Source organism: Ruegeria sp. D3 (assembly GCF_056534465.1).
The window spans coordinates 123,086-144,441 of sequence record NZ_JBQFPK010000008.1 but is presented as its reverse complement, the minus strand read 5'-3'; the positions used below and the strand labels follow the sequence as shown (position 1 = coordinate 144,441).

General features: G+C 57.8%; 24 protein-coding genes. 12 read left to right on the top strand and 12 right to left on the bottom strand.

Features of this window, described 5'->3' with window-relative positions:
- Window positions 1–5: 5 nt before the first annotated feature.
- Genes ACR0DX_RS13325 through ACR0DX_RS13315 form a run of 3 tightly spaced genes read right to left on the bottom strand, consistent with a single transcriptional unit; the run spans window position 6 to window position 2,779 of the window.
- Complete coding sequence (locus ACR0DX_RS13325; protein ID WP_480846395.1) at window positions 6–872, bottom strand: phosphotransferase; 867 nt, start codon at window positions 870–872, stop codon at window positions 6–8.
- Window positions 873–926: 54 nt separating this feature from the next.
- On the bottom strand, window positions 927–1,592 hold the full coding sequence (locus ACR0DX_RS13320) for a flagellar hook capping FlgD N-terminal domain-containing protein (protein ID WP_170355424.1): 666 nt from the start codon (window positions 1,590–1,592) through the stop codon (window positions 927–929).
- A 2-nt stretch (window positions 1,593–1,594) separates the two neighbouring features.
- The gene (locus tag ACR0DX_RS13315; protein WP_170355423.1) at window positions 1,595–2,779 is read right to left on the bottom strand and encodes a flagellar hook-length control protein FliK; all 1,185 of its coding nucleotides are present in this window, start codon (window positions 2,777–2,779) and stop codon (window positions 1,595–1,597) included.
- A gap of 111 nt (window positions 2,780–2,890) precedes the next feature.
- Between ACR0DX_RS13315 and ACR0DX_RS13310 the strand changes: the two genes are divergently transcribed.
- From ACR0DX_RS13310 to ACR0DX_RS13285, 6 genes are all read left to right on the top strand, one after another.
- Entirely contained in the window at window positions 2,891–3,172 is a 282-nt protein-coding gene (locus ACR0DX_RS13310; protein ID WP_170355422.1) for a rod-binding protein, read from the top strand.
- Window positions 3,156–3,515, top strand: a complete 360-nt coding sequence (locus tag ACR0DX_RS13305; protein ID WP_170355421.1) for a flagellar export chaperone FlgN — start codon at window positions 3,156–3,158, stop codon at window positions 3,513–3,515. Before ACR0DX_RS13310 ends, ACR0DX_RS13305 begins: the two co-directional genes overlap by 17 nt.
- Before the next feature lie 209 nt (window positions 3,516–3,724).
- Window positions 3,725–4,936: a flagellin gene (locus ACR0DX_RS13300; protein ID WP_170355420.1), complete on the top strand. Its 1,212-nt coding sequence runs from the start codon at window positions 3,725–3,727 to the stop codon at window positions 4,934–4,936.
- A gap of 77 nt (window positions 4,937–5,013) precedes the next feature.
- The gene (flaF, locus tag ACR0DX_RS13295; RefSeq protein ID WP_170355419.1) at window positions 5,014–5,388 is read left to right on the top strand and encodes a flagellar biosynthesis regulator FlaF; all 375 of its coding nucleotides are present in this window, start codon (window positions 5,014–5,016) and stop codon (window positions 5,386–5,388) included.
- Entirely contained in the window at window positions 5,388–5,789 is a 402-nt protein-coding gene (flbT, locus tag ACR0DX_RS13290; RefSeq protein ID WP_170355418.1) for a flagellar biosynthesis repressor FlbT, read from the top strand. Before flaF ends, flbT begins: the two co-directional genes overlap by 1 nt.
- Entirely contained in the window at window positions 5,786–6,577 is a 792-nt protein-coding gene (locus ACR0DX_RS13285; RefSeq protein ID WP_170355417.1) for a DUF1217 domain-containing protein, read from the top strand. The genes flbT and ACR0DX_RS13285 overlap by 4 nt, the downstream gene beginning before the upstream one ends.
- Before the next feature lie 57 nt (window positions 6,578–6,634).
- On the opposite strand, the gene ACR0DX_RS13280 is transcribed toward ACR0DX_RS13285, so the two are convergent.
- The 3 genes from ACR0DX_RS13280 to ACR0DX_RS13270 all read right to left on the bottom strand — a co-directional run bounded on the left by ACR0DX_RS13280 (window position 6,635) and on the right by ACR0DX_RS13270 (window position 9,262).
- A complete protein-coding gene (locus ACR0DX_RS13280) occupies window positions 6,635–8,206 on the bottom strand; it encodes a DUF427 domain-containing protein (RefSeq protein WP_170355416.1) in 1,572 nt (523 codons plus the stop codon).
- 95 nt (window positions 8,207–8,301) lie between these two features.
- Complete coding sequence (locus ACR0DX_RS13275; protein ID WP_170355415.1) at window positions 8,302–9,003, bottom strand: winged helix-turn-helix domain-containing protein; 702 nt, start codon at window positions 9,001–9,003, stop codon at window positions 8,302–8,304.
- Complete coding sequence (locus ACR0DX_RS13270; RefSeq protein WP_170355414.1) at window positions 8,975–9,262, bottom strand: hypothetical protein; 288 nt, start codon at window positions 9,260–9,262, stop codon at window positions 8,975–8,977. The genes ACR0DX_RS13275 and ACR0DX_RS13270 overlap by 29 nt, the downstream gene beginning before the upstream one ends.
- A 174-nt stretch (window positions 9,263–9,436) precedes the next feature.
- Here ACR0DX_RS13270 and ACR0DX_RS13265 point away from each other — a divergent pair, with 174 nt between their 5' ends.
- The 4 genes from ACR0DX_RS13265 to ACR0DX_RS13250 all read left to right on the top strand — a co-directional run bounded on the left by ACR0DX_RS13265 (window position 9,437) and on the right by ACR0DX_RS13250 (window position 13,363).
- Window positions 9,437–9,904 (top strand): hypothetical protein, encoded by a 468-nt coding sequence (locus ACR0DX_RS13265; protein ID WP_170355413.1) that lies wholly within the window; start codon window positions 9,437–9,439, stop codon window positions 9,902–9,904.
- A gap of 110 nt (window positions 9,905–10,014) precedes the next feature.
- On the top strand, window positions 10,015–10,647 hold the full coding sequence (locus tag ACR0DX_RS13260) for a ribonuclease HII (protein ID WP_480846389.1): 633 nt from the start codon (window positions 10,015–10,017) through the stop codon (window positions 10,645–10,647).
- 92 nt (window positions 10,648–10,739) lie between these two features.
- Window positions 10,740–11,843, top strand: coding sequence for a site-specific DNA-methyltransferase (locus tag ACR0DX_RS13255; protein WP_170355411.1), 1,104 nt, complete (start codon window positions 10,740–10,742; stop codon window positions 11,841–11,843).
- 137 nt (window positions 11,844–11,980) lie between these two features.
- Window positions 11,981–13,363 (top strand): adenylate/guanylate cyclase domain-containing protein, encoded by a 1,383-nt coding sequence (locus ACR0DX_RS13250; protein ID WP_170355410.1) that lies wholly within the window; start codon window positions 11,981–11,983, stop codon window positions 13,361–13,363.
- A gap of 78 nt (window positions 13,364–13,441) precedes the next feature.
- On the opposite strand, the gene ACR0DX_RS13245 is transcribed toward ACR0DX_RS13250, so the two are convergent.
- Together ACR0DX_RS13245 and mutY are read right to left on the bottom strand one after the other, a co-directional pair.
- The gene (locus tag ACR0DX_RS13245) at window positions 13,442–14,578 is read right to left on the bottom strand and encodes an alkane 1-monooxygenase (protein WP_170355409.1); all 1,137 of its coding nucleotides are present in this window, start codon (window positions 14,576–14,578) and stop codon (window positions 13,442–13,444) included.
- 61 nt (window positions 14,579–14,639) lie between these two features.
- A complete protein-coding gene (mutY, locus tag ACR0DX_RS13240) occupies window positions 14,640–15,695 on the bottom strand; it encodes an A/G-specific adenine glycosylase (protein ID WP_170355408.1) in 1,056 nt (351 codons plus the stop codon).
- Window positions 15,696–15,776: 81 nt separating this feature from the next.
- Here mutY and ACR0DX_RS13235 point away from each other — a divergent pair, with 81 nt between their 5' ends.
- Both ACR0DX_RS13235 and ACR0DX_RS13230 read left to right on the top strand, forming a co-directional pair.
- On the top strand, window positions 15,777–16,283 hold the full coding sequence (locus tag ACR0DX_RS13235; protein WP_170355407.1) for a DciA family protein: 507 nt from the start codon (window positions 15,777–15,779) through the stop codon (window positions 16,281–16,283).
- A 14-nt stretch (window positions 16,284–16,297) separates the two neighbouring features.
- A complete protein-coding gene (locus ACR0DX_RS13230; protein ID WP_170355406.1) occupies window positions 16,298–16,954 on the top strand; it encodes a DsbA family protein in 657 nt (218 codons plus the stop codon).
- 33 nt (window positions 16,955–16,987) lie between these two features.
- Here ACR0DX_RS13230 and lpxK read toward each other — a convergent pair whose 3' ends face one another.
- The 4 genes from lpxK to ACR0DX_RS13210 are packed head-to-tail and all read right to left on the bottom strand — an operon-like array spanning window position 16,988 to window position 21,338.
- The gene (gene lpxK, locus ACR0DX_RS13225) at window positions 16,988–17,986 is read right to left on the bottom strand and encodes a tetraacyldisaccharide 4'-kinase (protein ID WP_480846384.1); all 999 of its coding nucleotides are present in this window, start codon (window positions 17,984–17,986) and stop codon (window positions 16,988–16,990) included.
- Entirely contained in the window at window positions 17,973–19,208 is a 1,236-nt protein-coding gene (locus ACR0DX_RS13220; protein ID WP_480846382.1) for a 3-deoxy-D-manno-octulosonic acid transferase, read from the bottom strand. The genes lpxK and ACR0DX_RS13220 overlap by 14 nt, the downstream gene beginning before the upstream one ends.
- Window positions 19,205–20,005 carry a 3'(2'),5'-bisphosphate nucleotidase CysQ gene (locus ACR0DX_RS13215; protein WP_170355403.1) on the bottom strand — a complete coding sequence of 267 codons (801 nt, stop codon included), beginning with the start codon at window positions 20,003–20,005 and terminating at the stop codon, window positions 19,205–19,207. Before ACR0DX_RS13215 ends, ACR0DX_RS13220 begins: the two co-directional genes overlap by 4 nt.
- Entirely contained in the window at window positions 19,992–21,338 is a 1,347-nt protein-coding gene (locus ACR0DX_RS13210) for a TldD/PmbA family protein (protein WP_170355402.1), read from the bottom strand. Before ACR0DX_RS13210 ends, ACR0DX_RS13215 begins: the two co-directional genes overlap by 14 nt.
- Window positions 21,339–21,356 lie beyond the last annotated feature (18 nt).

The window sequence follows — 21,356 nt, the reverse complement described above, 5'->3', positions numbered from 1 at the left end:
CCCGGTCACAGTGACTCGAGTTCCAGTTCCAGACCCTTTGCATAGTCTTCGGCCCCGCGCTCGATACGCCACAGGCAATAGGCCGCCATGCGCCAGGCATACCAGGGACGCAACGCAAGATAGCGTGACGTTGTGGCCGGGTGATTATAGGCCGCCAAAAAGGCGTTTTCCTCATCGGGGGTCAGGGGCGCGCCGCGATAGACTTGTTGCATGGCAGGCGACAGGAACATGGCAAGGTCTTCGCAGGGGTCGCCCTGTGCGGGGCATTGCCAGTCGATCAAAGTCAATGCCGAACCGTCGACCAGAATATTGCCGGCCACCGGATCTCCATGGATCAAGCAGGTTTGGTGAGACGGCGGAACCGATGTCGTCGGGCGCATTCGGTTGAGGCGGGCCTTCATCGCGGACTCGCACCCGCTCAGAATGTTTAGCGTGTGAGCCTCCAAATCGGTGCTTCCGTTGCACCCGGCTGGGGCCTGAACCGGGATTTTAAGGTCGTGCAAATCGCGCAATAATGCACCGACAGCCTCTGGCCCGGTCGACCAGGGCGATCCCGGCGCATGGTCATAGAATACCCAATGACCCTGCCCATGCTTCCCGGTGGTTCGCAAACGCGGCACAAAGCCGGTCTGTTCCAATGCGCGCAGACACTGCGCCTCAAGTTCGGGATCATTGCGAAACAGGGGATTGCACCGATTGGCACGGTAGAGCTTTAGGACCTTGTCACCATCTCCGCCGAGCACTTTCCACACCTGATTGGTGCGCCCGCCATACAAGGTGCGAAACTGCGCACCCGCTCCGATAAGCCCGGCGTCCCGCAGCCGGTTGACAAGGTCTTGTGGAGGAGGCGTCTGGTCAGGCAGTGGGATCACCGTTTGAAAAACGAGTCGAGGGTTGCAAACCTTTGGCCTGTCTCGCCTCTTAGATCAAGCGCCCGCTCTGACTGCAGTCACGTCTCCAACCGGCACAACCTGCCCGCTTTCCAAGGTCAGAAGGACAGCACCCTCTCCGACTTGTGCTTCCACCACCCGGTTGTAGACCGCGGCCAGCTGCTGTGACACAAGCTCTTCGCCGTCATAGCTTTCCAAAGTAGCGGAATAAGAGCCGGTCGGCAGGGGCGTGCCGGTCCCGTCTGTGCCTGCCCATTCGAACTCTGCCTGATCGGTCGGAACGGGGATGCGGTCGATCACTGCCCCGTCCTTGTCGCGGATGATCATGACGGCGCTGTCCGCCACCGCGCTGGCCTGCGCAAGCAAAGTAACGGGCTGGCCATCAAAGCGGAACGCGGCCGGTGACCGGACTTCCATCCCGACCCAGCTGGCAAGCTCGCCCATATCCACGTTGCCCATCGGCAAGGCCAGACCAGTCAGAAGGTCGTTGGTCTGGACCTGTTGCTCGACCATCGAAAACTGCGCCAGTTGCGAGGCGTATTCCGTCGAGTCCAGCGGCTCAAGAGGGTCCTGATTCCTTGCTTGAGCCGTCAGCATCAGCAAGAAGGTTTCAAAATCCGAGGCCAGCCCGGATGAAACCGAAGGTGCGGTGGTCTGTGCCGTGTTACCGGGTTGAGTCGCAGATTGAATAGGAGTGATCATTGTCAAAGCCTTATGTCGATGCGCCCTGGGGTGCCAATTATTGGTCGGGCCGAAGGGTCTGGTTGCGCTTGGGTCGCGTGTTCGGGTTCTGATGCCGCAGTGTGCGCATCGTTCTGTTCATCCGATCCCGTGTCAGACGAAGTCCCGAGATCGAAAGACAAATCCCCCAGTCCAAGGGACTTGAACTCGGCCTCCAGCAACGAGATGTGCCGCCGGATCATGTCCAGTGTTTCGGGGCGTTCGGTGGCGATCGTCAGATGCAGCCCATCGTCACGGCCATTCATGACGATCGAAACACGCCCCAGTTCTTCGGGGTTAAGAGCGATCTCGATCATACCTGATTGCGGTCGCGCGTGGATTGCCGCAGCCATTTGACCCGCGACGGCGCGGGCCGTCTCGGCGCGGGCAGATGCGGTCAAAGCTTGCGCGGCTGCCAACGTATCGCGCGCTGAGGATGTGGGTGATACATCTTTGAAAGCCGAGATTTCATCTAATTCGGGTGTGGCAGAAACGTCGGGGACAACAGGGTTTTTTTCTGTCGCCATGATCTGCATTTGAACAAGGCTGGTTGCTGTATTGATTGGCGTGCGTGGCTGCGCGGCCGGAGCGTCCTGAACTGGCTCGACCAGATTCGGATCGGCTGCATTTTCCGACAGAACCGGTGCCGGCGGTTTGGACGTTTGAGTTGCTTGGGCCAGTGATGTCGAATTCACCGCCCGATTAACGTCAGGCGCTACGGGCACGGGAGTCTTGGTCGGTGAAACATGCGGTAGATCAGACGCAACACGGCCGGACTGTTGGATTGGTTTATCCGGCTTGACGATGATGGCAGCCGCCGTCTCGCCCGTGACCGCCAGTTTTTCCGGCGCTAGTGCATTCCCAAAAACTAGAATGGCGCGATCTGGTTGGACCTCATGATTGCCATTGGCCAACGAGGTTGGTCGGTCAGTTGGCAAAGGCTCGGCATCTGTAGGTTCGTCGCTGATGGGCAGCTCATGTTGTGCCGCCTCAGCCTCTGGCGTCGGAACATCCGGCGTTTCGGCATCATCGGTGGTTGTTTCTGTTTGCTCGTCCAGAACGGATTGAAACGAACCCGCCTCTTTCTGTTCAGGCTGTTCCTGCGCGTTTTGGTTGCCTTTTGCATGGGTGGTCGGCGCTGACATCGCCGCTGTAAGAGGGTTGGGCATTTTGCTCCGACTCCGGTTGTGTGACCCGAAATCTGCCTGCAGGAAGTTACGTTTATTTTAACCGCTTTCGCCTTTGATCAAGAAAGTTCGACGTAAATTTCGGAGAAAACAATGCAGATCTCTGCGACCTTACCCACGCATCAAACACCCACCACATCCGACAGGCTGCGCTCTGCCGCAGTCGAGATTGAGGCAGCGTTTCTTTCGGAAATGCTCAAGTCGGCAGGATTGGGTGAAGCACGCAAAGCCTTTGGTGGCGGTGCGGGCGAAGACCAGTTCTCATCTTTTCTTGTTCAGCATCAAGCACGCCAACTGGCCGAATCCGGTGGCGTTGGCCTTTCAGAAATTCTTTTGCGGTCCATGATGGAGAAAACCAATGCCGACAAAATCTGAACCTGATCTGGTGCAGTCTCTTGAAGAGGTTTTGGACCTGGAGCGCTCTGCTCTGATCGAAGGTGATCTGGATCGCCTTAATCATATGGTCCCTGCAAAGGAAAAACTGATTGGGGCGATCAACGAACTGGATGTTTTCGACAGCGAGGATTTGATTCGCGTGCAAAAGAAGGTCGAGCGGAACCAGGCATTACTGAACAGCGCGGCGGATGGGATTCGCGCTGTGGCCGCGCGCATGGCTGAACTGCGCCGGGTGCGTCAGGAATTCAGCACTTACGGGGCTGATGGGCAACGCAATGGCTTCGCGGTGCGCAGTCACCCGAAACTGGAAAAACGGGCATAGATGTCGGTTTGATTCAAATCCGAATTTTTCCGCGTTTGGGTTTTAGCACTCCGTTAGGGGATCGGCGGCAAAGGTGGTCGGGCATCTGAAACAGCAGGTGGCGCGAACAGCCCGACGGCGGATCGCAATGATCAGAAAGACGTTAAAGCCCGCATGTGGTGCGGGGTTAGCACGGGCGCAAAGGGCCCATACGAAAAAAGGAAGAAGCTATGTCCAGCATTCTGACCAACAATGGCGCAATGGTTGCGCTGCAGACCCTGAAATCGGTCAACAAGAACCTGGCGATGACCCAGAACGCGATCTCGACCGGTAAAGATGTTGCTACGGCCAAAGATAACTCGGCTGTGTGGGCAATCTCGAAAGTCATGGAATCCGACGTCAAAGGGTTCAACGCGATCAAAGACAGCCTCGCCTTGGGTGAGTCCACTGTCGCGGTGGCGCGGAACGCATCGGAAACCGTGACTGACCTGCTGAACCAGATGAAAGGCAAGATCGTCGCGGCGCAGGAAGACAACGTGGATCGCGGCAAGATCAACGACGACGTGACCGCGCTGCGCGATCAGATCACCGCTGTTGTCGGAGCGGCCCAGTTCAACGGGCTTAACCTGGTTAACGGGTCGGCGGGTTCAGCTTCTATTCTGGCTTCGCTGGATCGTGATGCGACGGGCGCTGTTACGGCTTCTTCCATTACCGTGACGGGGCAGGATCTGTCGGTTGGGGGTTATACGGCCAATGACATTTTCTCGGGCAGCTCAGCGGGTGCTTCGGCCAACGGTGACACTGTCGCGATCGCGCTGGATAATGGTGGCGGTAACGAACAGATTGAAATTGCCGAAAACGCCACCGCCTTTGCGGCCGGAGACAGCGTTAGCCTTACTGTTGGCGACAAGACCGTGTCCTATACTGTGACCGCTGATGATGCTGCAGCGACAACAACGGCTGACATCGTTGCCATTGCTTTGAAAGGCAAAGTTGACGAGTTGGGTATCGCCGGTTTGACCGTGGATTATGACAGCGGCACACCAGGTACACTCGATTTCACCAATGCCGGTGGCAATGACCTGACTGTCAGTGGTCAGTTCGCCAATGCTGGTTCTGGTGGTCTGGGTGCTTTGTCTTCGATTGATGTGTCCACCGGTGCCGGTGCCACCGCCGCTCTGGGTACGATTGAGACATTGATCGACACGGCTATTGATGCCTCGGCGGCCTTCGGTTCGTCGCAAGGCCGGATCGAAACCCAGAAAGAGTTCATCTCGAACCTGGCGGACTCGTTCAAATCTGGTATCGGCTCGCTGGTTGACGCCGATATGGAAGAGACCTCGGCCCGTCTGCAGGCCCTGCAGGTGCAACAGCAGCTGGCCACCCAGTCGCTGTCGATCGCCAATCAGGCACCACAGTCGATCCTGTCGCTGTTCCGTTAAGTTCAGGAACCTGGACGGGGCGTGGTTTCGCGCCCCGTCCCTGATCGCCCGCAGACGGCCTATTGGAAGGATTTCAAGTGACTCCGCAAACTCTTGCACAGCGTGCGTATGCAGAAACCGCCGCCCCGACCCGCACACCGCGAGACACCGAATACGAGGCGATTTCAAAGATCACACATCGCCTTAAGGCAGCGGCTGCGCGCCAGAAATCGGATTTTGGGGCATTCGTTCACGCGTTGCACGAAAACCGCCGCCTGTGGACGGTACTGGCCAGTGGCGTCACAGATTCCGACAACGCGCTACCAAATGAGCTGCGCGCCCGGATTTTCTATCTGGCCGAGTTTACCGAACAGCACAGCAGCCAGGTTCTGGGCAACAAGGCAAGTGTTGAGCCGTTGCTCGAGATCAATATGGCTGTACTGCGTGGTCTCCGTCAGAGGGGGACTGCCTGATGGGAGGTCTTGTTCTAAAACTCGCCCCGAAAGAGAGAGTGTTAATCAATGGGGTAGTCGTTGAAAATGGCGATCGTCGAAGCCGATTTTCGATCATGACCCCACAGGCGAATGTGTTGCGTTTGCGCGATGCAATTCACCCGGATGAGGTCAATACACCTGTCCGCCGTGTTTGCTATGCCGCCCAGCTTGTCCTGTCAGGCGATATGGAGCCGGGAGACGCCCGACAACAGCTGTTGCGCCGGGTTGAGGAGCTGAGCCAGGTGTTTACCGACGCAGATAGTCGCAAGGTTCTGGCTGAAGCGACCGAAGCGCTACTGACCGAGCAGTATTATAAATGTCTCAAATCCTTGCGTGCGCTGTTGCCGCGTGAGGAACGCTTGATGGCCTATCAGCAATGACATTCCAGCCGGTCATTCCCACTGGCGGCATTGTTGGCTGGCGTTTTCTGCAGCGCACTTATGACGCGCAGATCGAGAGCTTTGCATCGTCTGCCGTCAATGAGCGTGAGTCACAATACTTCTTGGACAACATTGGCAAAGTGCAAACCGCCGAGGATTTGGTTTCAGACCGACGGTTGCTTCAGGTGGCATTGGGTGCGTTTGGACTGGAGGGTGATATCAACAATCGCTACTTCATCCAGAAAATATTGTCGGACGGCACCAGCGCGGATGACGCCTTGTCCAATCGGCTGGCAGATGGCCGGTACCGAGAGTTTTCCGAAGCTTTTGGTTTAGGCCCAGGTGAAATTCGACGCACTGGCCTGGTCACGTTCATGGAAGACATCGCGCGCGACAATGTTGTCTCGCGGTTCGAAGTTGCCGTTGGAGAACGCGACGATACGATGCGTATTTCGCTCTATGCGCGCCATGCTTTGGCTGATCTCGCGGCGGAAGACACAAGCGCGGATACGAAATGGTTTGATCTGATGGGTTTGCCCCCGTTGCGCAGCATGATGGAAACAGCGCTTGGTTTGCCATCCAGTTTTGCGCAACTCGACCTGGACCGACAGTTAGAGGTGTTCAAAGACCGGCTGTCTCGCGCAACAGGATCAGAAGATCTGAGCCAGTTCACTGACGAATCTGCAATCGACCAATTGACGGACAGGTACCTTGCACGAAGTCAGATTTCCCAGCTGCAAAGTACGATCTCGCCGGCGCAAACAGCCCTGATCCTGCTGGGTGGTTAGCCATTGGCGTTACGCCAGCAGGATTAATCGAAACCTGTTCAAACAGGAACTGTGGTTTCAGCCGTTCAGGACGGCGTCTGCAGCCGTTCGCAGCGCATAGGACTCGACCGGTTTCGACACATTGTGAAGCTTAACATCACCCAGTGGGATAGCGTCGGCACATGCGGGAACAATATCGGCCGAAACCACGATCCGGTGATTGACTGTTTTGCCATATTCTCCAAGGCGTGCAGCAATATTGGCGGCTTGGCCGACCACTGTAAAATCCAGCCGTTCACGCGACCCGACATTGCCGTAAGTCACGCGCCCAAAGGCCACGCCGATCGAACAATCGCAATGAATTTCTGATCCCGATTGACGCAACTCGCCCAGCTTTTCGACTATTTGCACGGCCGTTTTCTGCGCATTGTCACGTGCCGACTGGGCATCTTCCCCGGCGGGGAAGACAGCCAGAACCGCGTCTCCGATGAACTTCAGGACTTCACCTGCGTTCTCATGGACGATGTTTGAGACGGTTTCGAAGAAATCATTCAGTAGACTGATGTAGGTTTCCCGCCCCAACCGTTCTTCAAGGCTGGTCGAGTTGCGCAGATCACAGAACATGATCGCCGCATCAATCTCGTCCCCGTCACCCCGTCGGATTTCACCGCCCAGCACTCGCGCGCCCGAGCGTTTGCCCACATAGGTTTCCAGAAGGACCTGCGCGTTTTCCCGCTGCATGAACACCTCGTAGAACCGCGCGATGACCGAGGAGCATTCGAATACCAGCCCCAGATTCTCGGTGGTGAAGCCATCCGGATGATCGCAGGTCAGCGTTATGACATTGGTGCGCCCGTCAGAAAACGGCAGCGGCATGGCGACGTAATCGGTCGCACCTTTGGCGCGCAGATCCTCAATAATGGGAAAGCTATTGTGCGGGTTCTCATCATTCAGGCGTTGTCGTACACCGCCCAACCCATTGGAAACATGGCGCAGGGGGCTGTTGATGTAAGCGGGATGATCATGGATTTCGTAGGTCGGCACATTGGTCGAAATCTCGTCCTTGTCCTTTTCCCAGATGTAGTGTTTGCCTGCGATCAAAGGGTGCAACGACCAGACAAGAATACTCAGCCGCTGAATTGCGATCCCGTGTTCTAGCATCTTTTCTGCCAGCGCCTTGGTAAACTCCTCGGACGTTTTGATGTCCGAGGCCCCCCGCATCAACCAGTCGATCAGCGGGCCGCTGATATTGCCGTCATCCGGCGTTTTAAGCCGGTTGTCGCCCAAATCCATCCGATCATAGGCAGTTGATGCAAACCCTATATGGCCCTGAATGATCTTGCTTTCAGGCAGGGCATCTTCGTAAGCCCAGACTGAGTTTGCCAAGGTTTCGCCCGGCAGCAACACGTCCTGATAGGTGGCGGTGCCTTTGAACGGGCAGAAGGTTTGCAGATCGGTTTCAGCGCTCAGGTCGATTAGAACATCCTGGCGCGGGATGTAGATCATCGGCGGCAGCCGTGTTTCGTACATCACCTTGGCGTCTGCGCTTTGCGCCAGCAGGATGTCACCCCGGTATACCGAGACCAAGCCATTCAATCGTTCGACAGTGATTCCATAGCCACTGGACTGTGGTGCTGCGTGGACGTTCATAGGTAACCTCCTTGGCACAGGTTCCTAAAGGATGGGGCTTTTGCGCAGTTATTCCAAGGGGCGCGGCGCATTTTTCGAGAGCGTGAACCGCGCAATCAAACCATCTGAATGACGTCTTTCTCGATGGACAGCATGTACCCTTTTTTGGCGATGTTCTTGACCAGCAACTCGCTGACCATCTGATTGCCCAACGCATCCCGCAACCGTTTGATCCGTGTCGCGCCCGCGGCCTCGTCGCAATCGGCAGCATCCTTGCCTGAAATCACAGCCTCAATCTGAGCGCCTGACAGCATCTCGTCATCCAGCCGGGATTCAGCCAGAACAGACAAGGTCTCCATCGCGGCAGGGGTCAGTTTGAAATCCATGTTGTTGAGGTAAACAGTGTTTTCTTCGCGGCTGATCAAAAGGGACGTAACTTGTATACCCGTACGTTCGATCTGGGCCATGCGCCGGTTCAGCAAAACCAACATGACCAGAAACACAAGCGCGGTGACCAGCATCGCGCTGGCGAACACCAACAACACGAAAATCACCATCCGATAGCTTGAGAGCGTATCCGCAAACGCCGTGCCCGATTGGGCCAGAATCTCGAGCAGCCGGATTTCGGTCTGCGCGGTCAGATCGCTTTCGACAAACAATCGTTCGACGCGGGCGTTAAAGGCGTTTGCGTCGGGCAGAGTCCAGAATAGGAAGATGGCGGCCGTCACCAGAATCAATACGATTGCTGCAATTCCTGCGCCGACCAGACGTACTCCGGATCGTCGGGCCTCAGTAACGGAGATAGAATTGTCCGGCATTTGCCTTCCTTTTACCCAGCCCTTCCGGCCCAAACACCGACATCACGTTCAGCAAGGTCCAGCCCGACCCGCGCAGCCGTTGCGACACTTCTTGGGTCGCCTTGCCCTTGTCGCAGGCCGACAGTTGCATCACCCCGTAGTGCAGGCGCAGGGGGTTGTCCTGTTTTGCCTTGTAATCGGCATAACAATCCGCCGCTGCCACAGAGCTTGCGACCGATATCAGGGCCAGAACAGCCAAGAAAGATAGGATCTGTTTCATAGGCCGCATCCTGCGCATGGCTTGGCCTGATATTCAATAACCCAAGGGGTTTTGGTGTCCTGATATTCGATAACATTTGCCCGTTATTGCTTGTCTGAGGGGGGCGTCCTCATTGTCGGTGCAACGAATTCGCGATCGTTCACGGATCGCCCCAGCACTAAAAGGACAAGCACCATGCATCGGAAATTCATCGCCCTGATCGTAGCAACTGCCATCACCATAACAGGGGTTTCAGTGTCGCAGGCGCGGGCCGCAGATGCCAAGGACATTCTGGGTGGCCTAGCCGCCATCGCGATCATTGGCGCCGGCGTGCACTACTACAACAAAGAAAAAGACAAAGACCGTGACCGTCGTCATCGTTCGCACGTTCAGACACCCAAGCCGGTTCACCCACATCACCCGGTTCGCCCGCTGCCCCACCGCGTGGCCAAGTATGATCTGCCGAAACACTGCCTGCGGACGTACGAACGTTACTCGCCTCAACATGCGCTTTTGGGGCCGCGTTGTCTGAAAAAGTATTACAAATACACCAATAGCCTGCCGCAAGAGTGCAAAGTCGGTTTCTGGAATGGCAAAAAGGTCAAGCGCGCCTACGAGCCCGCCTGCCTGCGCCATCATGGGTACCGAGTGGTTTACCAGTAACCGTTTTCGAGCAGGAGCGGCGCCACAGAAGCGCCGTGCAGGAGAGGGTGGCGCAAGCTGCCCTCTCTTTTTTGTTGCGGACGGTGGCGAAACACGGTTTGCCAGAAAGGATGACGACTCCGAATTATGACATCGAACAATCAGTCAAAGCCCATGGGTATGTGCGGATCGCGGGCGTGGATGAGGTGGGTAGGGGCCCCTTGGCCGGACCCGTGGTTGCTGCTGCAGTGATTCTGAACCCTGGGGACATTCCGCAGGGGCTGAACGATTCCAAGAAGCTGACCGACAAGCGTCGCGCTGCGTTGGACACTTCAATACGTGAACGGGCCGAGTTTGCGGTGGCCCAGGCCACAGTTGCCGAGATTGATACACACAACATCTTGCGCGCCTCGCATATCGCGATGGAGCGCGCAGTGGCCGCCTTGGACCCGCCCCCGGATTATGTGCTGATCGACGGCAACATGATTCCGCGCGGTTTGTCGATCCCGGCGCAGGCGGTGGTCAAGGGGGATGGGCGGTCGGTCTCAATTGCAGCGGCATCGATCCTTGCGAAAAACTGGCGCGATCAGGCGATGGTGGATTTGGCGCAACAGCATCCCGGCTACGGGTGGGAGTCGAATGCAGGCTATCCGACAAAAATGCATCGCGAAGCGTTGCGAAATCTTGGTGTGACCCCACACCATAGACGTTCGTTCAAACCGGTCCACAATATCTTGTATCAAGAGAAAATCGTAAGCTGCTGATTCAAAAAAGAAATTGACGGCGATTCGTCTTTGACTCATCCTTGTCTCAACCAAATGAGCGCAAAAGCGCCGTGGATACTTGAGGCAGTATAATGACCATAACCACCAAAAAGGGCGCAAAAGCGCTCCCTTTAAACACGATTCTATCCGGAGACTGCATCGATGTGATGAACAGTCTGCCCGAGGCGTCGGTTGACCTGATCTTTGCAGACCCGCCGTATAATTTGCAGCTGAAAGGTCAGTTGCACCGCCCGGATAACTCTCAGGTGGATGCGGTTGATGATCACTGGGATCAGTTTTCCAGCTTTGGGGCCTATGACCAGTTCACGCGCGAATGGCTGAAAGCAGCGCATCGGCTGTTGAAGCCCAATGGTGCGATTTGGGTAATTGGTTCATATCACAACATCTTCCGCGTTGGCTCGGCCCTTCAGGATGCGGGATACTGGATCCTGAACGACGTCGTCTGGCGCAAATCGAACCCGATGCCGAATTTCCGCGGCAAACGCTTTACCAACGCGCATGAGACGATGATTTGGGCGTCCAAGCGCGAAGGTGCGAAATACACGTTCAATTACGAGGCGCTGAAGGCGTTGAACGAGGGCGTGCAGATGCGCAGCGACTGGGTGCTGCCGATCTGCACCGGTCATGAACGTCTGAAAGATGAAAACGGCGACAAAGCGCATCCGACTCAAAAGCCGGAATCGCTGCTGCACCGGGTGCTGGTCGGTTCGACCAATCCGGGCGATGTGGTGTTGGATCCGTTCTTTGGTACGGGCACGACCGGCGCGGTTGCCAAGATGCTGGGGCGTGAGTTCATCGGCATCGAACGCGAGGAAAGCTATCGCAGGGTCGCCGAAAAGCGCATCGCCAAGGTTCGCAAATTCGACCGCGAGGCGCTGGAGGTCAGCGCCAGCAAACGCGCCGAGCCGCGCGTGCCGTTCGGCCAGTTGGTTGAACGCGGCATGCTGCGTCCGGGGGAAGAGCTGTATTCCATGAACCAGCGTCACAAGGCCAAGGTGCGCGCCGATGGCACGCTTGTGGGCGACAACGTCAAAGGCTCGATCCATCAGGTGGGGGCGCATCTGGAAAACGCGCCGTCCTGCAATGGCTGGACCTATTGGTGTTTCAAACGCGACGGCAAGACCGTGCCGATCGACGTGCTGCGCCAGCAGATCCGGGCTGAAATGCACAACTGAATACCGCCGGTGCCTGTGGCCTGACACAAGGCACTAAGCCTTGCCCCGCCGTTCTCGGCGGGGTCTTTTGTTTTCATCACATTCCCATTTCGGTATGAATTCGATATAGCCCGCCGCGCACCGAGGGAGCCTCAGCCATGTCGGATACCACAGTCAGCGAATCCCGGTTTGGCCGGTTTTTTGTGACACAACCAGACAGCTACGATCTGGACAACAAATACACCGAGGCCGCGCTGGAAAAGCACAAGCGTGAAGGGTTGGAACTGGCCGTACGCGCACGTTGGGTCGCGATGGGACTAACCGGTGTGCTTTTGGTCTTTCTGAATCCCCAGTGGGAGGTGATGTGGTATCATTTCATTCTACTGCTGATCTGCGCAAACGGTTGGTTCATCCGACGTGCGGGCCGTGTCGGGCAATCGCGGGTCGAACTGCTTTTGATCTTTGTGGATCTTCTGATCATGACGCTGGGCATGATCATCCCGAACCCGTTCAGCGACGACGTCCGGCCACTAGCCATGCAGTACAGGTTCGATAACTTTCAGTATTTCTTCATTATTCTGGCGGCGGGAACACTTGCTTATTCCTGGCGGACAGTTGTGGCAATAGGGTCGTGGACTGCGATGATGTGGACTATTGGCTGGGTCGTTGCATGGTGGGTTGCGACTCCGATACCCGGTCTCAGCGAGCGGGTTGCTCAGGCGTTGGCTGGCTATCCTGACGTGGCCGAGTTCATGGACCCAAACAGCTTTATGCCGTCGCTGCGCATTCAGCAGGTCATTGTGTTCGTGATGGTTGCCGTGACGTTGGGTATCTCGATGCGACGGCTGAACCGGTTGTTGATGACAAATGCCGGGTTGGAGCGGGAGCGCGCCAACCTGTCGCGCTATTTTTCGCCCAATGTGGTGGAAGAGCTGAGCCAAAATGATGAGCCGCTCAAACAGGTGCGCAAGGAAAATGTCGCGGTTTTGTTCATAGATATAGTGGGGTTTACCAAATACGCGGCGGGGCGCGATCCATATGAAGTGATCGAAGTCCTACGCGGGTTTCATGCCCGGATGGAGACCGAGGTGTTTCGTCACCACGGCACGTTGGACAAATATCTGGGGGACGGGTTGATGGCCACGTTCGGAACTCCGGTGCCCACGCCGCTGGACGCCAGCAATGCTGTGGCTTGCGCGCGGGACATGGTGGGGGTCATCAACCGTTGGAATGTTGAAAGACGGCGGCTGGGCGAGCCGGAAATACGGGTTGGGATCGGTGTTCATTACGGCTCGGTCGTATTGGGAGATATTGGGGCGAACCGATTGGAATTTGCCGTCATAGGCGATGCGGTGAACGTGGCCGCAAAACTAGAGGCGCTGACCCGCGATTTTGACGTCAAAGTGGTGCTGAGTGACGAGGTTTGTACCCAGCTTTCCGAGGAAGGATCAAACGCTGCGACTTTGACCGAAGGATTTGTGCGACATACAGGTCAGAGCGTGCGGGGTGTAGAGCATCCGATGGATATTTGGGTGATGTAGGTGCTCCCGCCAGTCTGTACGGCATCAAAGATGCCCTAAAGACAGTTGGGCCGCGCAGCGCGCGGGAGCGCGCTGCGGTCATGCGGAGGGCAACGGGTTTCGCGACTTATTGTAGGGCGTCCAGTCGGTTATCTCGGGGTAGTATTGCCGCCTCCATGCCTTGACACGGGGGTTCATCACGCGCCTCCACAGGGGCGGTATCATGGCGGCAACAGTCATAACGGGATAGCCGTAGGGCAATTGCGGCGCTGCGTCCTGTGAATGGTGTTGCAGCAGGGGAAAGCGGCGGTTGGGTTTGTAGTGGTGGTCCGAGTGGCGCTGTAGATTGATCAGCAGCCAGTTCGACGCCTTTTGCGAGGCATTCCACGAGTGGCGCGGCTGGACATGCTCGTATTTGCCCTGGCCCAAGTGTTTCCGGGTCAGGCCGTAGTGTTCGACATAATTCACCAGCTCCAGTTGCCAGATCGCAACGCCCGCCTGAATCAGGAACAAGGCAAGGCCGGAAAGACCTCCGATCAGTAGGGCCAGCAGCAGCATTCCTGCCTGCAACGCCCAATAGCGCCAGAACGGGTTTGCGGGGTCTGTCCAAGGGCGATCTTTGCGGGCCAGCTTGTCGCGCTCGGCGCGGAAGGCCGAGGTCAGGCATTGCCACAGGACACGAGGGTAAAAGCGATGGAAGCCTTCGTTATATCGGGCTGTGACAGGATCGCGGGGGGTGCCGACAAAGCGGTGATGGACCAGCAGGTGTTCTGATCGGAAATGTGAATACAGCACCATCGCCAGCAAGATATCCCCCAGCCAGCGCTCAGCCCGGCCCTTTTGATGCATCAGCTCGTGGCTGTAATTGATCCCGATCGTGCCCGAGATTACGCCCATGCCAAAGAACAGCCCGATCTTGGACGCCGTGGACAGGTGGTTTGTATGTGTCGCGAACCAGATTAACCCGAATAGGGTCAGGAACTGAACCGGCACCCACGCTTTGGTCAACAGGATATACCAGTGCAGCGCAGTGTCGGGAGTGTCGGGGTCGGCGTTGCTTAGTTCCAGCCCGGTTAGCTTATCCAGTGCGGCAAAGGCCCACCATGTTGAAAGTGGCACCAAAACCACCCACCAGCCGCCTAGAACAGCAGTGACCCAGATCAGTGGGATCAGCAGGAATGAAACCCAGAACGGCAGGGCTGATTGCCATCGGGACAGGATGTCTGGTGCGATCATGTATCAGGCTCCGCAGAGATTGAGGCGAGTCTAGCCACAGTTCGAATTGCTGCACAACGCGTTATCGACCGCGCCACAGGTCGTGCGCCTTGCGCATTACCGTTGGCAGATCACCTGGGCGAAACTGGTGTTTGTCCAAGATTATCAGACCGTCGGGCAACGGGTTGTCTGGCAGGTCGGTCGTCCACACGCGCAAGATCAGGTGGAAATGAGTGAAGGTGTGGCGCACCTCTGCAGGCAGAACTTGCCAATCGGCAGCAAAAGGGGGCGTTTCGACCGGCGCGTCGGACCAATCAGAGCCAGGCCAGCCCAGCATTCCGCCCAACAGTCCTTTGTCGGGGCGGCGTTCTAGCAAAACGGCCCCGTCTCGTCGCTGGGCGATATAAACATGGCCGTATCGCGTTGGTTTTGGCTTCTTTGGCGTTTTGCGCGGCAGGTCCGCCTGTGTTCCGGCCTTGCGGGCCCGACAGGGTTCGCGCAAAGGGCAAATTCCACAGGCCGGAGATTTTGGCGTGCAGATCGTTGCGCCTAAATCCATCACGGCCTGAGCATAATCTCCGGGTCGGGCCTGCGGAGTGTGTGCGGCGGCCTTGTCTTTCAGCTGCGGTTTTGAGCCGGGCAGGGGATCGTGTATGTCGTGCAGCCGTGCCATGACACGTTCGACATTGCCGTCCAGCACCGTCTCGGGGCGGTCGAAGGCAATGGCCGAGATAGCGGCGGCAGTATAAGGGCCGATGCCGGGCAGCGTCAGCAAAGCTTCGTAGGTGTCGGGGAACTGACCGCCATGTTCGTCCGCCACCACGCGGGCGCATTTCAGCAGGTTGCGAGCGCGGGCGTAGTATCCCAAGCCGGCCCACTCGCCCATGACCTGATCATCTGGGGCTGCGGCCAGCGCTTGCACCGTGGGCCAGCGGGTCGTGAACCGCATGAAATAGTCGCGCACGGCTGCCACGGTGGTCTGTTGCAGCATCACTTCGGACAACCAGACACGATAGGGGTCGGGCAGCACCCCGGCGGCCCGATCTGTGGGGCTGACGCGCCACGGCATTTCGCGGGCATGGCAGTCGTACCAGCCTAGCAATTCACCGCTGACATCAAATTCACTTGAGTCACGCAATTTTTAATCATCTCCCTGTCGGGTTTCGCTGGCGCCCGGTGTTCTGCCCTCTACAATAGTCGTGCAGGAGTTGGAAACCAGATGCAGCGCAGACGTTCTTCGACCCGCGGGTTCAAACGCACCGCGACATTGCTGAATACGCAGATCAGGCGTGCGGGCGAAAGCCGCGGGTTTGCCGTGTCGCGCATCCTGACTCACTGGGCCGAGATCGTGGGACAGGATATGGCCGCCATCGCGCGGCCTGTGAATGTGGGCTATGGCAAGGGCGGCATGGGGGCGACGCTGACTGTGCTGACTACCGGCCCGCAGGCACCGATGCTTGAGATGCAAAAGGAACAGCTGCGCGGCAAGGTGAACGCGGTCTACGGCTATAACGCCATCAGCCGGGTGCGTATCACCCAGACCGCTCCGACAGGATTTGCCGAGGGGCAAGCCAGTTTCGATCACAAAGCGAAGGCGGCGAAACCCATACTGAAACCGGAAATCGCGGCCGAGGCGGACCGGGCAGCGCAAGGCGTCCATGATGGCGATCTGCGTGAAGCCCTTGAACGTCTGGGCCGTAACGTTCTATCCAAACAAAAACGCTGAGAAAGGGCTGATACATGAGCCGTATTGCAACCGGAATTTGCGCGGCCGTCGCCATTGCCGCAGGCAGCTTTTTGCTGTCGTCACCGAACGCGTCATTTTCGCTGATCGGCAGCGCCGAGGCGCAAGAGGCCGAGCTGGACACCTCGACCATCGTCGAGATGACCCTGGGGGCCGAGGATGCGCCGGTCGAGATCATCGAGTATGCCTCCTACACCTGCCCGCATTGCGCGAATTTCCACAAAGGGCCGTATAAGCAGCTCAAAAAGGATTTCATCGACACCGGTAAGGTCAAGTTCACCTACCGCGAGGTTTACTTCGATCGCTACGGCTTGTGGGCCTCGATGGTCGCGCGCTGCGCCGGACCCGATAAATTCTTTGGCATCTCGGACCTGATCTATGAAGGCCAGTCCGAATGGACGCGCGCTGGCGGTCCTGCTGAAATCGTGGATGAACTGCGCAAGATCGGGCGTCTGGCTGGGATCGACAACGATCAGCTTGAAGCCTGTCTGCAGGACGGAGACCGGGCGCGTACTCTGGTCGCTTGGTATCAGGAAAATGCCGAAAAGGATGGTATCCAGTCGACACCTTCGTTCATCGTGAACGGTAAAAAGGTCGACAACCAGTCTTATGACGAGTTCAAGAAGCTGATCGAAGCTGAATTGGGCAGTTAATATGAGTTGGCCGGTCTTAGGACCGGCCGCTACTTACGGCGACGGTGCGGTTTTAAGTAGCATCTGCCTGACGTTGTCGGCCTCATTGACACGCAAACGGACGGGCAACGTTATTACTTTGCTGCGAAAGGCGGCGGGCAAACGAACAGCATCTTTTTCCGTTGTGACCATTTGAGCGCCCAACAAACGTGCCTCGTTTTCCAGGCGGGTCATCAACGCCGAGGTCAACGGTTGATGATCGTCCAAGGCTTCGGCCCGCAAGAGTGTCGCGCCTTGATTGCGCAAGGTAGCAAAGAACTTTTCCGGGTGGCCGATACCGGCAAACGCCAATACGGAAGTGTCGCTCCAGTCCATACCCGTTTGCAGAGGCTCAACCGCACCGGTGACATGTGGAACAGTTAAATCCCCTGCCCAACGGTCTGAGAATTGGGCCTGCGCATCTGTATCACCCAACGACAAAACCAGATCGGCCCGCTGCAGTCCTACGTCGACCGGTTCGCGCAACGGGCCTGCGGGCAGGCACAGGCCATTGCCGAACCCGCGTTCCGCATCCACAACGATGACCGAGAAATCCTTTGCGACCGAGGGATTTTGAAACCCGTCATCCAGCACAATAACCGTTGCTCCGGCTTGGGCTGCGGCTTTTGCTCCGGCGGCGCGATCTTTGGCGACCCAAACATCGGCGAATGCCGCCAGCAAAAGCGGTTCATCGCCAACATCTGCTGCGGTGTGTTTGCCGGGATCGACGCGAACCGGCCCGTCCAGCGATCCGCCATGACCGCGGGTGACCACATGGGTCTGATGCCAGGCGTCGCGCAGTTGTTCGATCATCCAGATGACCGTAGGCGTTTTGCCAGTGCCGCCTGCGTTCAGGTTACCGACACATATAACCGGCACACCGGGGGCAAAGCCGGGATCGCTTGCAACGCGGCGAGCGGTTGCTGCAGCATAGAGGTGCCCAAGCGGCGACAGAAGCCGGGCCGCCAATAACGGTTTGTCCGGCGCAGTATTCCAAAAATCAGGTGCTCGCATGATCTTGGCCCCGCTGGTCCAGACTGTCCTGTACAATTTCGATCAGGTGATCCGCTTGCGGAGCGCCTTCGGACACGATTTCCCAACCCGCCAGAGCCATTCTCGCGGCCTCGTCAGGTGCCAGAAGTTCCACCACTGCATCGCCCAGTTCGGTCGCGGTGCGCACCAATCTAACCGCACCTGCTCTGTTTAGCTGATCATATAGCTGCTGATGACGATGCACGAAAGGTCCGTGAATGACCGCGGATCCCAGAGCAGTTGCTGTCAGCGGATCGCGCCCACCCGCACCCCGTTCAAGCGAGCTGCTCATGAATGCTACGGGTGACAGACGATACCACAGACCCAGATTTTCAGGGTCCGATGTCAGTATAACCTGTGTTGTATCTTCGATTGCCCCTCCGTCGTCCCAATTGACGCATCTAAGGTCCATCGAGAGCAGCCTGCGATGCAGTGGTTCGGTCTCGGACATGTCGGCGACATGTAGGATAAGAGCTAAGCGCGGCAGCATCCGCATTGCCTGGCGGTGCGCGCTGAGGACCGAGATGAATTCCTTGTCCTGAACCCAGGTTGCCAACCACACTGGCCGACTGGACAGCGCGTGCGTCATTTCGATCAATTCATCTTCTGGCCAGGGACTTGGATTGGGGCTGACGTGCAAGGGCGGGGCCGTGTCGACTTTGGAGGCCGGGACGCCGAGCCTGCGAATGTGTCGAACTGTTTCGGGTGACGTGGCAAGAATTGTTTGAAAACAATCAAAGGTATACCGTGTGATATCGGGCAACCATCGTGCGCCGCGTGCCACTTGAATATCAATCTTGGCTTCGATCAGAATCAGGGGTAGCCCACGTTCTTCAGCGCGGGTGATCACGTTGGGCATTAACCCGCCACCGACCCATAGACCAAGGTCGGGACGCCAATGATCCAGAAATTCTCGTGCGGCACCAGTCTGTTCGGACGGTAGATTGACCAAAGGATGGCTGCTTGCATCCCAACGGATCAGGTCAGCTTGAGGGGGCGCAGTCAACAAGACCGACAGGTTGGGACGAGATTGGCGCAGACGTTGGCAGAAGCCCTCGACCACGCGCTGGCGATCCTGAGAGGCTATATGTATCCAGATCAGCTCACCTTCGGGGCGCGGGATGTAGGGTTTGTCCGTCCCGTTTGGAACGCCCCAGGACAGAACGCGATAGGCCGCAAGGCTAAGAGAGCGCGGTTTGCTCATGCCTGTATTCCTGGGCCTTCCGGAGCTAGTCTTTCCGACAATTGGGTGTGAATCCGCTGACCCGCAGCGATGACCCCGTTCAGGCGCGGATTCGGGTTGTTGAACCGCAATAGGCCTCCAGTACGATCAGTGCAGGCTCCTCCGGCCTCGCGAATGATAAGGTCTCCGGCGGCGATGTCCCATTCCCAGCTCGGGCGCAGGGTCAGCATACCGTCGAACCGCCCCTGCGCCACCAGCGCCAGTCGATAGGCCAAAGACGGACGATAGGTCCGGATGAAGTCTGGCACATCTTGGTTGCGCCAGTGACGCGCGTCCAGATTTGGCTTTGCGGCCAGAACCTGTGAGGCTTCCAAGTCCATGGCGCCGGACACCCTGATCGGCGCGCCGTTAAGCGTGGCCCCCTGTCCTTTGGCTGCGGCGTAAAGCATGTCGCGCAAAGGCAAATAGATCACTGCGGCCGTGACTTCGCCCTGCTGGGCGACCGCAAGCGAATGCGCCCAGGTTTTTGACCCTTCCGCAAAACTGCGGGTTCCGTCGATCGGATCAATGATGAACACGCGATCTTTGGACAGACGCGCCTGCGAGTCTTCGGTTTCTTCGCTGAGCCAACCGTAGTCGGGACGCGCAAAGGGAAGGCGTTGTTCCAGCATTGCGTTCACGGCCAGATCGGCTTCGGTAACTGGACCGGCTCCGTCGGGTTTGTCCCAGCGTTGCGCAGTTGTGCCAGAGTACCGCGTTGCGATCCTTCCGGCCTCAAGCGCAGCGTCGATCAGCAGTTGCAGGTCAGTTGCCGGCAAGTGTCATCCCTTCGATCAGAACCGACGGCACAACGCGCGACAGGTAAGGTCGTGCGTCATTTGCCGGAATGATCCGCCTGAGCATGTCGCGCAGATTGCCCGCAATGGTACATTCGTTGACCGGGTAGGCGATCTGCCCATTTTCGATCCAGAACCCTGAGGCCCCGCGCGAGTAATCGCCAGTATTGGGGTTAATCGTGGACCCGATCATCGACGTGACCAGCAGCCCGGTGCCCAAGTCACGCAGCAGGTCTTCGCGGCTTTGCGTACCCTGGGTCAGGCTCAGATTCCAATTGCTGGGCGAAGGTGGACCGGACACGCCGCGTACCGCGTTCCCGGTCGAGACCATATCCAGTTTGCGCGCACTGGCCAGATCCAATGTCCAGCCAGTCAGGACACCGTTTTCGACAATAGCCCGGCGTTGGGTGGGCAGTCCTTCGGCGTCGAACGGGCGCGATCCGGCAATGCGCGGACGATGCGGGTCTTCGATCAGGGATAAATGGGCAGGAAGCACCTGCTCTCCCAGACAGTCGGAAAGCCACGAAGATCCACGCGCGATGGCGGCTCCGTTGCTTGCACCCAGCAGATGACCGATCAACGAGGACGAAATGCGTTCGTCAAACAGGACCGGGAACGTACCGGTCACTGGCTGGCGCGCGCCGACCAGCTGCACAGCCCGTTCACCCGCGCTGCGACCGATGTCATCGGGGCTGCGCAAATCGGACTGGAATGTACGGCTGTCACCGTCATAGTCGCGCTCCATCCCGGTTCCCTCGCCCGAGATTGCAACGCAAGAGGTCGACCGGCTGCTGCGTTCATACCCGCCCGAAAAGCCGTTGGTCGCTGCCAGATGCACGCGGTGAACCCCATAGGCCGCCGCCGCGTCTGATACTTGTGACACGCCTTGCACAGCCAGCGCGGCTGCTTCGGCCGCCAGAGCATCCTTTAGCAAGTCTTCGGCACTCGGCTCAGGCGTTGGATCGAACAATTCAAGTGCCTCTACATCCCAATCAGCTGCCAGCTGATCCGTCCGTGCCAGTCCGGTAAACGGATCCTCGGGTGCTTCTTTCGCCATAGCAACTGCGCGTTCGGCCATGGCTGTCAGGGTCTCGGGGCGGCTGTCAGAACTTGAAACTATCGCCTGACGCTTGCCCAGAAACACCCGCAAACCCAGATCAGCCCCTTCCGAGCGTTCCGCATGTTCCAACGCTCCGCCGCGGACTTCGACCGAAACGGATGATCCGTCAAGTACGATGGCGTCTGCAGCGTCTGCTCCGGCCTTGCGGGCGGCGTCCAGCAGATCTTGGCTGATATCTTCGGGCGTGCGGGTCATGAAACCTCCGGTATGGTT

Bases quoted from the DNA above. Each gene is read 5' to 3' on its own strand.
- flbT (WP_170355418.1), top strand. From the start codon at position 5,388: ATGGGAGGTCTTGTTCTAAAACTCGCCCCGAAAGAGAGAGTGTTAATC.
- ACR0DX_RS13210 (WP_170355402.1), bottom strand. From the start codon at position 21,338: ATGACCCGCACGCCCGAAGATATCAGCCAAGATCTGCTGGACGCCGCC.
- ACR0DX_RS13270 (WP_170355414.1), bottom strand. From the start codon at position 9,262: ATGAAACAGATCCTATCTTTCTTGGCTGTTCTGGCCCTGATATCGGTC.
- ACR0DX_RS13310 (WP_170355422.1), top strand. From the start codon at position 2,891: ATGCAGATCTCTGCGACCTTACCCACGCATCAAACACCCACCACATCC.
- ACR0DX_RS13220 (WP_480846382.1), bottom strand. From the start codon at position 19,208: ATGAGCAAACCGCGCTCTCTTAGCCTTGCGGCCTATCGCGTTCTGTCC.
- ACR0DX_RS13265 (WP_170355413.1), top strand. From the start codon at position 9,437: ATGCATCGGAAATTCATCGCCCTGATCGTAGCAACTGCCATCACCATA.
- ACR0DX_RS13315 (WP_170355423.1), bottom strand. From the start codon at position 2,779: ATGCCCAACCCTCTTACAGCGGCGATGTCAGCGCCGACCACCCATGCA.
- lpxK (WP_480846384.1), bottom strand. From the start codon at position 17,986: ATGCGAGCACCTGATTTTTGGAATACTGCGCCGGACAAACCGTTATTG.
- ACR0DX_RS13275 (WP_170355415.1), bottom strand. From the start codon at position 9,003: ATGCCGGACAATTCTATCTCCGTTACTGAGGCCCGACGATCCGGAGTA.
- ACR0DX_RS13235 (WP_170355407.1), top strand. From the start codon at position 15,777: ATGCAGCGCAGACGTTCTTCGACCCGCGGGTTCAAACGCACCGCGACA.
- ACR0DX_RS13305 (WP_170355421.1), top strand. From the start codon at position 3,156: ATGCCGACAAAATCTGAACCTGATCTGGTGCAGTCTCTTGAAGAGGTT.
- ACR0DX_RS13230 (WP_170355406.1), top strand. From the start codon at position 16,298: ATGAGCCGTATTGCAACCGGAATTTGCGCGGCCGTCGCCATTGCCGCA.
- ACR0DX_RS13255 (WP_170355411.1), top strand. From the start codon at position 10,740: ATGACCATAACCACCAAAAAGGGCGCAAAAGCGCTCCCTTTAAACACG.
- ACR0DX_RS13250 (WP_170355410.1), top strand. From the start codon at position 11,981: ATGTCGGATACCACAGTCAGCGAATCCCGGTTTGGCCGGTTTTTTGTG.
- ACR0DX_RS13300 (WP_170355420.1), top strand. From the start codon at position 3,725: ATGTCCAGCATTCTGACCAACAATGGCGCAATGGTTGCGCTGCAGACC.
- ACR0DX_RS13280 (WP_170355416.1), bottom strand. From the start codon at position 8,206: ATGAACGTCCACGCAGCACCACAGTCCAGTGGCTATGGAATCACTGTC.
- ACR0DX_RS13245 (WP_170355409.1), bottom strand. From the start codon at position 14,578: ATGATCGCACCAGACATCCTGTCCCGATGGCAATCAGCCCTGCCGTTC.
- ACR0DX_RS13260 (WP_480846389.1), top strand. From the start codon at position 10,015: ATGACGACTCCGAATTATGACATCGAACAATCAGTCAAAGCCCATGGG.
- ACR0DX_RS13320 (WP_170355424.1), bottom strand. From the start codon at position 1,592: ATGATCACTCCTATTCAATCTGCGACTCAACCCGGTAACACGGCACAG.
- ACR0DX_RS13285 (WP_170355417.1), top strand. From the start codon at position 5,786: ATGACATTCCAGCCGGTCATTCCCACTGGCGGCATTGTTGGCTGGCGT.